Below are 13,987 nucleotides of genomic sequence, written 5' to 3'. Positions count from 1 at the left end.
TCAATATCTACTGAAATTATAAAGGCCATCTTGGATTGATATCAATAACTCTTACTTCGCTTGTATTTACGAAAGTCCAGCTTCTGTATGTTTCATCCTCTTCAGCTGCCTTAACTCTTGCTTGAGCCGTTTTTCCGGGGAGCCCACCTGCATAAAGGCTTGACGTCGGGTCGAGCATTAACCAGGAACCGTATTCGTCGGTCAGGTAATTCACATCGACGTCTCCGTAATAAGCCCTGACTCCCTTGACTGAAGCATCTGTTGCAGCGGTACCATTTCCTATATAAACCGCTGCAAAGGCATGGCTGTTGGTCAGGTAAACCCGGGTTGTGCCCCCTACAGCCTCAAGCAGGGATGACAGAAGAATTGCCTGGTCTTCACAGTCACCGGCTCCTATTCTTAGAGTGACATTAGCAGGTTCCCAGATATCATTGCCTCTCGGGTCGCTGATATACTCTATTTTCTCTTTTACCATGTCAAAGAGGGCACATACCTGATACATATTATATGCTCCCGGATATGAGCGAGCCACTTCGGCTGCCTTACTCCTTACATCAGGTTCGGCTGGCTCAACAAGTCGGTTTATGGTCTCAAAGTAAGAAGCTGGATTATATCGGTACGCTGGAATCGATTTTTCTGGAGTTGGCTTCAGGTTTACAGTGAAATCTTTCAGGAAATAGTGATCATATTCGTGCCATTTGCCTTCCGAGGTCGAGGCAAGCAGCGAGAGGACTATTTTGAAACTGGCTTTTTCTTCTGCAGGGACCTGAACAACGATTACTCCGAGATTCGCCTCCTCACCTGGAGAAATCAAAGCACCGCAGTCCTCGGAATAAATCCGGCTTTCGGAGGAATTAACCGAGACCCCGTACCTGTCAATAAAAATGGGATTTCTTCCTTCGTTTTTAATGCTGATTCTTATATAGCCCGGCTCTCCCTGGAAAAACTCTGAGGTCTGATAATTGCTGCTCAGGGAAAAACCAGGCTGTAACGGAGTTCTCAATACTGGCGTGAGTTCGTTTTTCCTGGGAGAATAAGTGGGTATTGCCGGGGAAGTAAATAAAGCCGGCTCAGGCGTAAAAGTATTTTCCGGGCTTCCTGGTTCAAATCCTGAGGCGATATAACCCGCTACTTCATCTTTTAGATTCTCAATTGAATCCGAAGACAGTATCCCGGTAAATGTGGCAATTATAAGAAATACGCATAAAACGGCAGTCACTGAAGCTGCATCTTTTCCTGAAACCCCTGAATCCTTCATACTGCCCTCCTGAACCGAATACCGACAAAACCTCTATTCTTTGGTCAAGTTTTCTTTCAGAAAGGTTGCCCTGAACTAAACACGGGCAGAGCCTCTTTCCTGATCGGAGGAGCTATCGTACAGATAACTTCTATTCGGCTTAATCTAATTTCAGCCTTTCAAAACCTGATTTTCAGGCTCCCGGCACTTAAACAAGTTTAAGGTCCCGCGTAACTTTATCTATAAGCTCTTCCTTTGCCGGACCTATTCCCAGAACTGTGACTGTTCCAGACGGAATTTCCGTAAGCCCCGCATCCTGTATTAGGGCAGTAGGGAGCCCTTCCCGTCTTGCCTTTTCCTTAAGCTCGTAAAGGTCTTTAAGGGTAGGGACTTTCAGGACAACTTTTTTTTGCCCGCCTTCCTTCCACTTCTCAAGATCATTCTTGCTTGCCCATTCGGAAGCAGAAACGGCAGCATGAGCTACCTGTACTGCAAACTTGCCTTTGGAAAGCTTCAGATCGTCCCTGGTAACAATACACTGTTTATATTCACTCATCCTTTGCCTCGGGTTTATTCAAGGTCCATCTATTTCTTAAAGGTTTTTGATGGGAGTATCCGGATTTATTCAAATATCGGTTCTACATTCGCATTCCAAATATTTCTATCATGGTCGATCCGGCTCCGAAGTAAATCTTAAAACTCCAGAATACTTTCGTCTAATGGTTTGATTATATCATATATGTTGATATCATTTATAATTCTTTCATAAAATGTTTCTAATGTATTCCATAATATATTCTGCAGGATTTATCCCCCAGGCATCAAAAATACCTTTCCCTGATGGTGTTCCATTAACTTCAAGAACTCTAGGTTTTAACCCTGTCTGGCTGGAATGAGCCTTAATTTCATTATTAAGCTTCTCATTCAAACCTTCTATAATATCAACGCCTGCAAAAGTCGTGCCTACTGCGAGGGCCGCTTTCTCAGCAATTTCTTTTTGTTCTTCCGTAAGCACACACCGGTCAGCACTTCCTCCCCGGCTCAGATTGTTGACCCATGAGCCGGATGCTGCTTTGCGGTAAATTGCTCCTATCGCCGTGCCATCAACAACAAAGGCTCTGATATCTCTTCCCGGATTCTCTATAAATTCCTGAATGTAAAGCATACCCCTTGCTTCAAGCAGCTGATTGAGAATTTCTTCCGGGCATGAGGGTTCTATTTTTCTATCCGAAAACCTTACTTCACCGTTTTTTACTCTTGCAATATCCTTTCCTTTATATCCGAATACAGGCTTTATGACAGCATCTTCGAATTCTGATATCACCTTCAGGGCCGTCTCCACACTCTGAACAGCCACAGTTTCGGGCACAGGCAGTCCGGCTTTTGCCAGCAGATAGGAAGCATGGTATTTATTTGCAGCATTCCGGACAGCTTCAGCGGAATTGACAACAGGTATTCCTTCGGCTTCCAGCTCCCTGAGAATATCAAACCTGAAAGACAAGCCCTCAAAGCTGCCTGCACCCGCATCCCTCACAATTATCGCGTCAAGATCACAGAGCCGTATATCTCCAACTCTAAAGATAGCTGTTGATTTCTTAGCTGCTAATTCGCCAGTTGTCGAATTAATGCTAACTTCTGCTCTCCTGAGATCCAGGACAAAAGGAGAAAAACCTTTTTTTCTCGCGTCTTCAGTAAGCGCTCTGGCTGTCCAGTCCTCCGGGTCTGTGATTATAATCCCTACTTTTTTCATGGAGTATGATCGGGAGAACACCAGATCAAGTTTACGATAAGTTCCACAAATGCGGAATGCTGCAGATGTTTAAAGTTTCTCGGGCTTTGCGGCAGTTCCTTCCGGGATAACTGGTTCTCCATTATTCTGGCGGCTTGGGTTTGTTTTATTCCCTTTTTATCAGGCTTGCTCAGGTAATGCTTCCAGCCCTTGCTTTTTCCGGTATTCATTGATTGCTCTGTGGATAGCTTCCCTGGAAACGACTGAACACTCCAGTTTGCCTGGAGGAAGGCCTTCGAGAGCCTCTGCGACTGCTTCGTTTGTCAGGTCCCACGCCTCTTTCAGAGTCTTTCCTTTTATCATTTCAGTCGCCATGCTGCTGGATGCGATTGCTGCCGCACAACCGAAAGTCTTGAACTTCACGTCCTCAACACGGTCGTCCCGGATTTTCAGGAAAACTTTCATATGGTCACCGTGTGGGTTTCCTGCTTCTCCGATGCCATCGGCATCCTCAATTTCCCCTACGTTTCTGGGATTCATGAAATGATCCATAACTTTTTTATTATACACAGTATTTCCCCCGTTCTTACTATCTTATACGTTTTTATTTTTCACATATATTCTCGGGCTTATAAAAAGGAGATATGGCTCTTAACTTTTCGACGATTTCAGGCAGGACTTCAAGCACATAATCAATGTCTTCTTCGGAATTTTGATCCCCAAGGGTCAGGCGAAGTGTGCCCTGAGCTATTTCCGGAGGCAACTCTATTGCCCTGAGCACGTGCGAGGGATCAAGAGAACCTGAGGAGCAGGCACTCCCTGTAGAACAGCAGATTCCCATCCCATCAAGCATAAGAAGCAAAGATTCGCCTTCAATATACTCAAAACTGAGATTCAGGTTGTCTGGAAGGCGCTTTTCCGGATGTCCGTTTAACCTGCAGCTGGGGATTTCCAGAAGTCCGGCAAGGAGCCGGTCTCTCATTTTTCTCATGTTTTCATTATGATTATCAACATTCGCTGCTGCAAGTTCGATTGCCTTTCCCAATCCGACAATACCCGCAACGTTCTCGGTTCCTGCTCGCTTTTTGCGCTCCTGGCCGCCTCCGTGCATATAATTGTCGATTTCTGTTCCTTCCCGCAGATATAGCGCTCCTATTCCCTTGGGTCCGTAGAACTTATGAGCGGAAAGGGAAAGCATGTCAACGTTTTTATCTTGCGTTTTCATGTCAAGTGGGAGTTTACCTATGACCTGCACGGCATCGGTATGGAAAGGAATCTCATGCTCTCTTGCGATCTCACCTATCTCAGAAATAGGCTCTATTGTGCCGATCTCATTATTTGCATACATTACCGAGATAAGAATAGTATCCTCCCTGAGTGCAGCTTCAACCTCAGCAGGATCTACAAGCCCATACCTGTCTACAGGCAGGTAGGTCACATCAAATCCCTGCGTTTCCAGGTACTCACAGGGGTAAAGCACGGCATGGTGCTCGATTGGCGTCGTTATGATATGTTTTCCATTCCTTCGCCTGGAAAAAGCCGTCCCCTTGATAGCCCAGTTATCGGACTCGGTTCCCCCTGAAGTAAAGTATATTTCTTCAGGATTGGCACCCAGAGCCTTTGCAAGCTGCTCACGGGCGGTTTCCACTGCCTCCTTGCCTTCTCTTCCTATTGAATACAGAGAAGAAGGATTTCCGAAATGTTCCTCCAAAAAAGGCAGCATAGCTTCAACCACTTCTGGTTTTGTAAAGGTAGTGGCTGCGTGATCCATGTAAACAAAGCGCTTTTCTACCATCAGGACCCCCTATGAAAATAGGGGTTTGCGCAATATGAATTTATTGTATATTTCACCTCCCTGATACCATCACCAGTCCATTTATACAATAATCAATATATCTACGAATTCAGATCTGAAAAAGCGTCAGGAGATATGGCACCCGGGAATGCTGGGCACCGGGCATTAGTGAGGATACGGGGATTCCTGACGGGGGTATTTTAAATGGCAATCTATTCAGTCCGAATAACCGCTAAAACTCCTGAAAAATTGAGGGAGCTTGATAAATTCGAGCTTGATTTAAAGTATCGTGCTGCACGAAAACTGGCTGCTGACCGCTTTATGGTTCCGGGTGTTTTAACGGAGGAAGAGATTCGGCAGGTTGGGGCGGCGGGTTACACCGTCGAGTCTGTTTCCGATCTGTCCAGGGTAGCTGAAGAACGTGTGCAGGAAGTTTCGCACATCAACCGCTTCGCTGAAGTTGCAGGGCTCTCGGGATTTGAAAAGCGTGCAGTAATGGGCTATATGACCGCAGACGAGGTAGAGTCCGCGCTTATTAACCTCAAGGCTCTGCACCCCGATCTCGTAACTCTTATCAAACTCCCGAACCGCACCTGGGAGAACAGGATATCCCATGCTGTCCGAGTACGTGTCGGAACGAATACGGGCAGAACCGGTGTACTTTTCACGGGCAGTATGCATGCGCGGGAATGGGGTGGTTCGGATATTTGCGTAAACTTCCTCGTCAATCTCATCAATGCTTATAGTGCCGGCAGCGAGCTAACCTACGGAGGGAAGAGTTTCCCTGTAACTCAGGTCCGTGCAATTCTTGAAAACCTTGATATTTTTGTTTTCCCTGATGTGAATCCGGATGGCAAGCACTACAGCCAGACCTATAATCCAAATTCTGGCGATCCTCAGCATTTCTGGTGGCGTAAGAACCGCAACCCGAACACTGCTGCAGGGGCTTCCTCTCAGGGTGTGGATTTAAACCGGAATTTTGATTTCCTGTGGGACAGTGGGATTGGAACCTCTTCCAGTCCATCCAGTTTCACGTATAAGGGGCAAAGTGCATTTTCCGAGCCTGAATCCAGTAATGTACGCCATCTCTTCGACACCTTTCCGAATATCGGTTATTACGTGGATGTGCACAGTTACGGGGGGCTTATACTGCATAACTGGGGAGATGATAATAACCAGACTACCGATCCCGGACAGAACTTTTCGAATCCTGTATATAACGGAAAACGCGGGAATCTGAACGATACGCTTTATGGAGAGTTTATATCCGCGCAGGATAAGGATATGATTATAAATCTCGCTAATCGTATGAACAGCGCACTGGAGGCTGTACGCGGCAAAAGATACACAATTCAACAGTCTGTCGGGCTCTATCCAACATCAGCGACATCAGATGACTATGCCTTCAGCCGCCATATCGTAAACGGGCTTAACAGGAAGGTCCATGCTTATACCATCGAGTTCGGGGAGGAATTCGTTCCACCCTTAAGTGAAATGAGCCATATCATCCAGGATGTTTGTGCTGCCATGAGTGAACTTTGCCTGGCTGCAGCCGGGCAGTAAGCAACGATATTATAGGGATTTATTCCAGGAATAGACATCCCCGGGGGAAGGACTGATTCACGTGGGCCATTATATTGTAAGAATTCATACCGATACATGGGATCGGTTGCGTGACCTCCAGCGCCTGTATGACCTTGATGTATTCGGGCAGACGGCAAAGCAACTTGCTGACGGCTTATTTGAAATCCAGGGAGTACTCCCGGACGAGCTGATTGATTACCTATCGGGAAAGGGATACCAGATAGAGATTCTTGCCGATGCTGAAAAAATAGAAAAAGAACGGGTGAAGGATGTGAGTGACAATGGTTCGTTACCCGAAGACCGTTCAGACCCGTATTGACAGTCAGGCAAATAGTTGTTATTGATAAATTGGCATTAACCTGTCTTCACTATATTTCTGCCCTTTTGAATAGCAACCGAACTCAGTTTATTGAGAAACTAGAATACGGGATCTTCCGGTAAACCAAAGACTTAATATACTGGAATTTTATAGTCCAACCCAATAGGTGGAGGGAAAAAGTAATTTTGCTAAAACAATTTTCAATTATTCTGGGTATATTTTTTCTGGGCGAGCTGATACAGAAAGTGACAGGGCTGCTGGTCCCAGGTAATGTCATAGGAATGCTCATCCTCTTCTTCGGACTGTACTCAGGTGTAATTAAACTCAACATGATAGGCAAAATAAGCGATTTTTTCCTTGAGAACCTGGCTTTTTTCTTCCTTCCCGCAGGGGTCAGCCTGATAACCTGCTTCGCCCTGCTTGAAGGAAAATGGACTGCTATTCTTGTGATTTCCCTTATCTCCACTGCTGTGACCCTTGCTGTAACAGGGCTTACAGTGGAATTTGTTCAAAGGTCTCTCGGGAAAAAGCCGGCAAACACAGCCTGCTGTACAGAAAAGGAAGGCGATGAGGGTGATAAAGGTATTGAAGGCAATGACAGCAGATTCGGGACTAAATCAAAAAGAGTAAATGCCTGCGAGAAAGGAGCAGAAGAGGTGAGTTAAAGTTGCAGGCAGATTCCCTGAATGAATTTCTTAATACGCCCCTGTTTGGGATCTTACTGTCTTTAGTAGCTTTCCGGATAGGTACACACCTGTATAAGAAGACCCGGCTTTCCATCCTTAATCCATTGCTTGTGGCGTCGGTACTTGTGATGGCCTTCCTTCTGTACTTCGGAATCGATTTTGAGATTTATAACCTCGGGGGCGATTACATTTCCTTTTTCCTCGGGCCTGCTACGGTAGTGCTTGCTGTGCCTCTTTACAGGAAAATCCAGCTCTTAAAAAATGATGCCCTTCCCATTCTTGCAGGAATAACTGCAGGCTGTATAGCCGGAGTTTCAAGTATTTTCACCCTCTCTACCCTCTTGGGGCTTGATGAGATCATAACCCGATCACTTGCCCCTAAATCCGTAACCACACCCGTAGGAATAGAAATCTCAAAACAGATAGGCGGTCTGCCTGCAATAACAGTAGCTGCAATTGTGTTTACCGGGATTGCAGGGGCTGTCCTGGGTCCTTATATCTGCCGCTGCTTCCGGATAAAAGACGAAGTTGCAGTCGGCATTGCAATTGGCACTGCATCCCACGCGCTCGGAACAACAAGGGCAATAGAACTTGGAGAAACCGAAGGAGCAATGAGCGGGCTTGCAATAGGAATTGCAGGGTTAGTTACGGTTTTCCTGGTTCCCCTGCTGCTTTACGTCTTCAGATTTATATCTTAAACGGCATCCCGGTCATCGAAAATTTGTATACATTCTCATCTGCCACTGTCCATTCTGTATCTTTTTTCTTATAACCCCTTTTGCTATTCCCACATAGATCTCCCTGATCTGGGGAACAAGCATGGAGAGCCCTATTATATCGGACAGGAAACCCGGAGTTAGAAGGGCAAAGCTGCCAACCAGTACGAATAGTCCGTGCAGGAGCTCGTTTCCGGGCATGTAACCCCTGCTCGTAGCCTCCTGGATTTCGCGGAGTACGCGAAAACCCTGGGATTTTGCAAGGTAGGCGCCAAGGGTTGCGGTTATCAGAATAATTAGCACGGTGTTTAAAGCCCCGATCATTCCTCCGATTTTAATGAGCAGATAAAGCTCAATAATGGGAATAATCAGGAAAATGGAGAAGAGTTTAAAAAACATGCTGATCATTTTCAGAATTTTGGATATTTACTATTACTGAGATATACTTATTAATGATTCTCAAGTAAGTTAGCAGTAATTTGGGTATTTTTTAAGTCTTACAGAGAGGTGCTACTGCCTTTATCATATATTTTCTTTTGGGTCATTCCCCAAAGGATTCAGTTTCCAGAGGACTTATAAAAGAATATATGAAGTGTACCTACTATACGATATAAACACTTGATAGTTAATCTGTATACCGGCTGCGGGGCTAAATTCGCAATACCGGCGGGACATTACACGAAGGATCAACAGCTAACTAATTTCCAATGCCAGCAGGAGAAAAGCACACAGACAGGCAAAAAGGATGGAAAGCTATGAATGAAGCCAGGAGTAGAAAAGACGGAGTAAAAGGAGAGAGAGCAGAGCAGCCTCGCGGGAGATGGATGGCGCCGGGAATTGGAGCCGGGGCAGTCCTTGGAATTCTATTTGGAAGTTTTGTTCTCGGTCCGGCAATGGATTCTCAGACCACTGGTTACATCCTCGGAATGTCTATAGGTGTGGCTATCGGTCTCGTTTCAGGTTTATCACTAAGTTCAGGACCGAACCACAAATAGAATGTAAACAAGGAGTAGAAAGAGAACTGGCACCAGTATTAACCGATCAGGTTAACTATACTGGCAGAACTGATTCTTATCCAGAACCGAGTGGCTATTTTATCCATTTTCAGTCTACATTGTTTAATATTCATATTCCAAGCTTATTATTCGCTCTACTGGCAGGCTGGTTAATTCCATAGACTTTTTATTTATATGCTTTAATTTCCCTTTTATCTAAGATAAATAATCATCAGGTTTTTATAAATATACATTTATTTTTTCGGATTCTCTTGTTTTAACAGGGCTACTTTTATCTTGTAAAGCCTGTTCTATCAGGAAAGTTCCGTTGTTTTAAGCAGGCAGCTGTTTTATTTAGCGAGAAAAGGGGATAGTCTGTTATATGATAGGTATAATATTATGTTCGTAATCTAACGCACTATTAATGAAATAATATTATACCCCAGACCCCACGCACTACTCACGCACTAATATATTCTATCAAATCTAAAATATAGTCCGGATGTTACACAGATAGTTACACTTATCCCCTAAAAACAATCACTTTTCTGAGGTGCCGGATTTATGGACTTCGATGCAATTGATGACTTTATATATGATGTTATTGGAATAATCGGATCCGATCAGAAAAATCTGTCTTCTGCAGTTGATTTTGCCCTGGAGCTTGCTGAAAAAAAATCTTTTTCCCCCAATACTTTGCTTGATCTTTCCAATGCCTGCAGGCAGCAGAAAATGGTTATGGAAGAATATGTTTTTGCAGAAGCCTGTTATATAAGGGCTTCCGGAAAACTACGTGAGGATGCCTGCTTTGCACTGGGTACTGCAGCGCATCTTCTGGGCTTTTTCCCTGAAGCGGAGGCAAGTTATCTGGAGGTTCTAAAAGAAAGTCCAGAGAACGGAGATGCAAGATGTGCCTATGCCGAACTTCTTCTGGAACTTGGAAAGACTGAGGATGCTGAGAAGGAATATAAAATGGTGCTTGAAACCTCACCAGAGCATGTAAAAGCAAATGCAGGGTACGCCTACATCCTGACCGAGTACGGGTATGTAAGGGAAGCCGAAGAGTACTACTCAAGGGCGCTTATGGTCGACCCTGACTACGTCCCTGCGCGAGGGGGGTACGCAAACCTGCTCTTTGAGCTGGGAAGGCTAAGGGATGCTGAGAAGGAGTACAGGCTTGCAATAAAGCTGGACCCTGAAGACCCAAGCCTTCGCCACAACTGCGGAGTCCTGCTTTCTTTCCTGGGACGTTTCTCAGAAGCCGAGATCGAGTATAGAGAAGCTCTCTCTCTAAATCCCAGGCACAGACGGACTCTTTTTAACTATGGAAACCTCCTTGCAAGAGAAGGCAGGGTCTCAGAAGCCGAAGCACAGTACCTGGAAGCTCTTGCCCTTGACCAGAACGACGCAAAAGTCCATTCCAATTATGCAAATCTCCTTGCCCGCTTTGGAAGACGGTACGAGGCTGAGATGGAATATAAGAAAGCGCTCAGCCTGGATCCTGAAAGTGCTGAAGGACACTATAGCTACGGAAATCTTCTTTCGGAAACCGGGCGTTTTGACGAAGCCGAGGATGAATATAATAAGGCTCTCGCCCTGAACCCGTATTATCCTCCCCTTCACTATACAGTTACGGCCTTCTTATGAGAAAGATGGGGCGCTTTGACGAAGCCAAAAAGGAATACATGAAGGCTATGCAGCTCGATCCTGACATAGGAAGCAAGATGACAGAAACCTGGATTATTCTGGACTAAAATAAAAAGTTCGGGTTTTTATAAGGTTTCCCTAACTTCTTTCCTGCCCAAATTAACATCCAATCCGGCATTTTCTTTTTTTACTTTTAATTAATCCCGAGGATACAGATTTAGATTCTCGGGACATATTTTCAGTACGGTTTTCAGGAAAGAACGTTCAACACGAGTAAAATTTCTTATTCCTCTCCCTCCTCGAAGACAAAAAGCTCTATTTCTCCTTTCTCAAAGAGGGCAAGAGCCGCAGCATTTCCGAATCCTACATAGTCCGGGCAGGAAAAGAGGGAGAGGAGTTTTCCGTCAAAACACCATCTATATCCTTTATCAAGGGCTGTATGGCCTCTTACTATTCTTTTCAGGTTATTTGTTTTTAAAAATCCATCCACAATGTCCGGCCCGAACTCCTTTACAGTCGAACCTCTGGTTGAAGCGGTGATTCCGGGACGGTTCGAAGGATCATTCCAGAGATAGGGAAATGACTCTTCCTTTCTGATTTCATCAAGGCTGCCGGTCCCATTGATTCCGCCATGCACGCAGAAAGTATGCCTCGAAAGTACGGCTGCTATCGGCATTTTATCATATGTGCCGCTTACCCTCAGGAGAAAAGCCCGGTCGAACCCTATCTCTTCAAAAAAACCATAGTAGAGATTCATATCCACAGTTTCGTGATTTCCTCTGAGCAGGAATATATGTTCAGGGTCTTCAAGCTTCAACCGGAAAAGCCTTATAAGGACTTCGGTACCCTGCGGTCCTCTGTCCACATAATCTCCGAGGAAAAGAAGATTTTTACAATTCATTTCTTCTCTTCTTTTTAGCACGAATTCGAGGGATTCCAGGTCTCCGTGAATGTCCCCAACAATCATTACCGGTTCGGAATTAATTCGAAGCACGGCAGGTTCGGAATCAAAAATTCGGTTTATTTCCGGAAGAAAGCGTAGAAGTTCTTCTTTTGCGGCAATTTTCCTTGAAGCCTTTCCTGATACCACGGCCCACCTCGATTCAAGAGCCTCCAGGGGAGGCCAGATTTCTTACTTATAGGAGAGGGGATTTTTATGCGATAAACATTTCCAGGCTTCAAGAAGAAATGCTTCAAGCACTCGTATATGCCATCAGGTTCTCAATCTTCTTTTGCAAAGGCAGGCTTATAAGTGTCAAAGTCTAAAATCAAGTATTAATAAGCTTGAAAATCAGTCAATTAGAAGCTAATTAGAAGTCCAGTCAGTTAGAGGTCTAATCAATTAAAAATCCAGTCTAAATCAATTAAAAGTCCAGTCTAAATCAATTAAAAGTCCAGTCTAAATCAATTAAAAGTCCAGTCTAAATCAATTAAAAGTCCAGTGAATTAAAAATTCAGCTGATTAAAGATCCAGTCAACTAAATCGAATTATGAAAATTTTATCGGCATAAACAGGGGGGCAAAATATGGAACTTGATATCAATGAGCAGGATCCTGAAGACATGGATCTTACGGATGTTGTACTTGAATATGATGATGTTGTCTCTGCAATCTCAGTTCTGGAAAAGCGCAGAGAGGAGCTGAGAACTCGTATCCTCAATACCCTGACGGAAAAAGATATCGATGTATTGAGAATAGGTAATGTGGAACTAAGGCGGCATAAGGTTGAATGGAAACTCTGGCGCGTCAACAGATTAAAATCCTATCTTATGGAGAGAGACCTCTGGGATATAGTCGAATCGGTTGACAGGAAAACCCTAAGCAGATTGATAGAAAAAGGAATCCTGACCGAAGAGGAACTTAAGGGTACATATGATGTAGAAACGCGATACAGTCTGCATGTAAGCCGGGTGTAATAAAGAAAGGAGCAGGATTTGAATAAGTTAAGAGCTTTCAGATTAATGTTCAGGGAGGGTAGTTAATTTAATCCTCCCTTTCTCGCTTTCTTAATCTTCTTGATTTTCTTATTTCCTTAATTTTCTCAATTTTCTTGATTTTCTAATTTCTTATTTCCTTAATTTTCTCAATTTTCTTGATTTTACCCTCTTGTTGTTTTCAATATTGTAGAGATTTAACATATGAATTTTATAACAGAGTTATACAGCCAACTATTTATATCCAGCCGGGTAAAGTCTCTTTAGAGGTAAATTTCAGGAGGTTTTAGGCATGGAGATTGATGCTGTAGACAGGCTGGTTTTTCGTGTAATCGAAGAAGTTGAAGCCGATAGCTGTGACCTTGACAAGATCATTGAGTTTGTCGTTTCCTTCTCAACTGAGCATGCGCTTTCTCAGGAAACCCTGCTAAAACTTTCATCTATTTTTGGTAAAGATTCGATGCACAGGGAGAAATATGTAATTTCCAGAGCCTGTGCGTCGCTATCCTCAGGAAGAGTCCGGAAAGACACGCTTATGGAAGCGGGAAAAACGGCTTTTTTGATTGGATTTGACGAACTTGCTGTACGAGAATTCAAAGAAGTGCTCAGGGAGAATGCTGAAAATACCGAAGCTCTTTGCGGATACGGGGCAGTTCTGGCGAGAAAGGGAGAAACTGAAACTGCACGAGTTCAGTACGAAAAAGTTCTGGAACTCAATCCTTTTCATGTAGAAACGCTTTGCAATTACGGCTGCCTGCTCTACAGGCTCAGCAAGATGGACGAAGCCGAAGAAATGTATAGCCGAGCCCTGCTTCTTGACCCGGAGAACGTAAACGCTCACTGCGGGTACGGGATACTGTTTTCCAGACGCGGGGAAAGAACAGAGGCAAGTTACCATTATACTCAGGCTCTTAAGCTTGAGCCTGACCATGTGGAATCCAATTTCCGCTATGCTCGCCTTCTTGAAGAAAAAGGTGAACCCCTCGATGCCGAAAAACATTACATAATAGCCCTCAAAGCCGATCCTGATGACCCTCGTCCGCATCTTTTCTATGCCCGTCTGCTTGCAGAGCATGGGTTCATTCATGGGGCAAGGGTACATTTCAGGTGTGCCCTTAAACTGAGCCCTGAAGACGTCGAAGCTCACTGTGAATATGCCAGGCTGCTTGCCAGGTTCGGGCACAGGCACGAGGCTGAAGTCCAGTACAAAAAAGCGCTTGAGCTTGATCCCGGGCATTTCGGAACCCTGCGGGGGTACGCTGATTTGCTAAAAGAAAAAGGGCAGTACGCGGAAGCCGAAGAAATTTACAGGCAGGTTGAGTCTTTCAAGAGAACTGCCTGGTAA

The 13,987-nt window shown here is 44.6% G+C and carries 16 protein-coding genes; 9 read left to right on the top strand and 7 right to left on the bottom strand.

The window, feature by feature from the left end:
- Positions 1-16: 16 nt before the first annotated feature.
- From EQO05_RS13110 to nifS, 5 genes are all read right to left on the bottom strand, one after another.
- Positions 17-1,258 (bottom strand): transglutaminase family protein, encoded by a 1,242-nt coding sequence (locus EQO05_RS13110; RefSeq protein ID WP_128507226.1) that lies wholly within the window; start codon positions 1,256-1,258, stop codon positions 17-19.
- Between the two features lie 187 nt (positions 1,259-1,445).
- The gene (gene pth2 / locus EQO05_RS13105; protein WP_128507224.1) at positions 1,446-1,793 is read right to left on the bottom strand and encodes a peptidyl-tRNA hydrolase Pth2; all 348 of its coding nucleotides are present in this window, start codon (positions 1,791-1,793) and stop codon (positions 1,446-1,448) included.
- 207 nt (positions 1,794-2,000) lie between these two features.
- On the bottom strand, positions 2,001-2,987 hold the full coding sequence (gene mptN, locus EQO05_RS13100; RefSeq protein ID WP_128507222.1) for a tetrahydromethanopterin:alpha-L-glutamate ligase: 987 nt from the start codon (positions 2,985-2,987) through the stop codon (positions 2,001-2,003).
- A 159-nt stretch (positions 2,988-3,146) separates the two neighbouring features.
- Positions 3,147-3,536, bottom strand: coding sequence for a Fe-S cluster assembly scaffold protein NifU (gene nifU / locus EQO05_RS13095; RefSeq protein WP_128507220.1), 390 nt, complete (start codon positions 3,534-3,536; stop codon positions 3,147-3,149).
- 34 nt (positions 3,537-3,570) lie between these two features.
- Positions 3,571-4,761, bottom strand: coding sequence for a cysteine desulfurase NifS (nifS, locus tag EQO05_RS13090; RefSeq protein ID WP_128507218.1), 1,191 nt, complete (start codon positions 4,759-4,761; stop codon positions 3,571-3,573).
- A 204-nt stretch (positions 4,762-4,965) separates the two neighbouring features.
- Here nifS and EQO05_RS13085 point away from each other — a divergent pair, with 204 nt between their 5' ends.
- The 4 genes from EQO05_RS13085 to EQO05_RS13070 all read left to right on the top strand — a co-directional run bounded on the left by EQO05_RS13085 (position 4,966) and on the right by EQO05_RS13070 (position 8,048).
- Positions 4,966-6,324: a M14 family metallopeptidase gene (locus tag EQO05_RS13085; RefSeq protein ID WP_128507216.1), complete on the top strand. Its 1,359-nt coding sequence runs from the start codon at positions 4,966-4,968 to the stop codon at positions 6,322-6,324.
- 61 nt (positions 6,325-6,385) lie between these two features.
- Complete coding sequence (locus EQO05_RS13080) at positions 6,386-6,664, top strand: hypothetical protein (protein WP_128507214.1); 279 nt, start codon at positions 6,386-6,388, stop codon at positions 6,662-6,664.
- A 185-nt stretch (positions 6,665-6,849) separates the two neighbouring features.
- A complete protein-coding gene (locus EQO05_RS13075) occupies positions 6,850-7,329 on the top strand; it encodes a CidA/LrgA family protein (protein WP_128507213.1) in 480 nt (159 codons plus the stop codon).
- A gap of 2 nt (positions 7,330-7,331) precedes the next feature.
- Positions 7,332-8,048 carry an LrgB family protein gene (locus EQO05_RS13070; protein ID WP_128507211.1) on the top strand — a complete coding sequence of 239 codons (717 nt, stop codon included), beginning with the start codon at positions 7,332-7,334 and terminating at the stop codon, positions 8,046-8,048.
- Between the two features lie 12 nt (positions 8,049-8,060).
- Here EQO05_RS13070 and EQO05_RS13065 read toward each other — a convergent pair whose 3' ends face one another.
- Positions 8,061-8,465: an FxsA family protein gene (locus EQO05_RS13065; RefSeq protein ID WP_128507267.1), complete on the bottom strand. Its 405-nt coding sequence runs from the start codon at positions 8,463-8,465 to the stop codon at positions 8,061-8,063.
- Between the two features lie 308 nt (positions 8,466-8,773).
- Between EQO05_RS13065 and EQO05_RS13060 the strand changes: the two genes are divergently transcribed.
- The 3 genes from EQO05_RS13060 to EQO05_RS16025 all read left to right on the top strand — a co-directional run bounded on the left by EQO05_RS13060 (position 8,774) and on the right by EQO05_RS16025 (position 10,815).
- On the top strand, positions 8,774-9,061 hold the full coding sequence (locus EQO05_RS13060) for a hypothetical protein (RefSeq protein ID WP_128507209.1): 288 nt from the start codon (positions 8,774-8,776) through the stop codon (positions 9,059-9,061).
- Between the two features lie 564 nt (positions 9,062-9,625).
- Complete coding sequence (locus EQO05_RS13055; protein ID WP_240664677.1) at positions 9,626-10,708, top strand: lipopolysaccharide assembly protein LapB; 1,083 nt, start codon at positions 9,626-9,628, stop codon at positions 10,706-10,708.
- Positions 10,705-10,815 (top strand): tetratricopeptide repeat protein, encoded by a 111-nt coding sequence (locus EQO05_RS16025; RefSeq protein WP_240664675.1) that lies wholly within the window; start codon positions 10,705-10,707, stop codon positions 10,813-10,815. Before EQO05_RS13055 ends, EQO05_RS16025 begins: the two co-directional genes overlap by 4 nt.
- A 176-nt stretch (positions 10,816-10,991) precedes the next feature.
- On the opposite strand, the gene EQO05_RS13050 is transcribed toward EQO05_RS16025, so the two are convergent.
- Entirely contained in the window at positions 10,992-11,798 is an 807-nt protein-coding gene (locus EQO05_RS13050; RefSeq protein ID WP_128507207.1) for a serine/threonine protein phosphatase, read from the bottom strand.
- Between the two features lie 436 nt (positions 11,799-12,234).
- Between EQO05_RS13050 and EQO05_RS13045 the strand changes: the two genes are divergently transcribed.
- Both EQO05_RS13045 and EQO05_RS13040 read left to right on the top strand, forming a co-directional pair.
- Positions 12,235-12,624: a hypothetical protein gene (locus EQO05_RS13045; RefSeq protein WP_205793814.1), complete on the top strand. Its 390-nt coding sequence runs from the start codon at positions 12,235-12,237 to the stop codon at positions 12,622-12,624.
- A 310-nt stretch (positions 12,625-12,934) separates the two neighbouring features.
- The gene (locus tag EQO05_RS13040) at positions 12,935-13,987 is read left to right on the top strand and encodes a lipopolysaccharide assembly protein LapB (RefSeq protein WP_128507205.1); all 1,053 of its coding nucleotides are present in this window, start codon (positions 12,935-12,937) and stop codon (positions 13,985-13,987) included.

The sequence above is a fragment of the Methanosarcina sp. MSH10X1 genome (genome assembly GCF_004099695.1).
Taxonomy (GTDB): Archaea; Halobacteriota; Methanosarcinia; order Methanosarcinales; family Methanosarcinaceae; genus Methanosarcina.
This window is presented reverse-complemented; position numbering and strand designations above follow the sequence as displayed.